This is a genomic window from Pseudonocardia sp. N23, assembly GCF_002583555.1.
In the GTDB taxonomy this organism is placed as follows: domain Bacteria; phylum Actinomycetota; class Actinomycetes; order Mycobacteriales; family Pseudonocardiaceae; genus Pseudonocardia.
The window spans coordinates 1-578 of the sequence record NZ_BEGX01000015.1 but is presented as its reverse complement, the minus strand read 5'-3'; the positions used below and the strand labels follow the sequence as shown (position 1 = coordinate 578).

The 578-nt window shown below is 70.6% G+C and carries 1 pseudogene; it reads right to left on the bottom strand.

Features of this window, described 5'->3' with window-relative positions:
- Positions 1 to 578, bottom strand: a pseudogene (locus TOK_RS05915) (transcriptional regulator); the annotation flags it as partial.

The window sequence follows — 578 nt, the reverse complement described above, 5'->3', positions numbered from 1 at the left end:
TCGTACTTGGGGCTGGAGTAGAGGCGGGCTTCGGTGAGGAGTGCGTCGGCGTGGTCGGGTTCCCAGCGGGCGCGCATTTCGAGGTAGCGCATGGTGGCGCGGGGTTTGAAGGGGAGTGAGCGGTCGAGGGTGGGGGCGGCTGTGGTGACGAGGTCGGCGGCGTGGTCGTCGTTGCCGAGGAGGAGGTGGCAGTCGGCGAGGGCGAGGAGGGCGTGGAGTTCTTGTTCGAGTTCGAGTGCGCCGCCGCCGCGGCGGGCGAGTTCGACGGCGTGTTCGGCGTGGTCGCGGGCGCGGTGGGGGTTGCCGAGTTCTTGCCAGAGCCAGCTGGTGGCGGTTTCGATGCCGGCGCGGTAGAAGCCGAGTTTTTCGGCGTCGATGAGGCGGCGGGCGTTGTCGAGGGCGCGGAGTGCTCCGGAGAAGTCGCCGGAGTCGCCGCGGGCGAGTGCGGTGAAGAAGAGGGTTTGGAGGAGGGGGCGGAACTCGCCGGTGCGGCGGCAGAGTGCGGCGGCGCGGGCGAGGACGGTCTTGGCTTCGGCGAAGCGGTCGAGGTGTTGCAGGAGCGCACCCCGGTAGGCCAG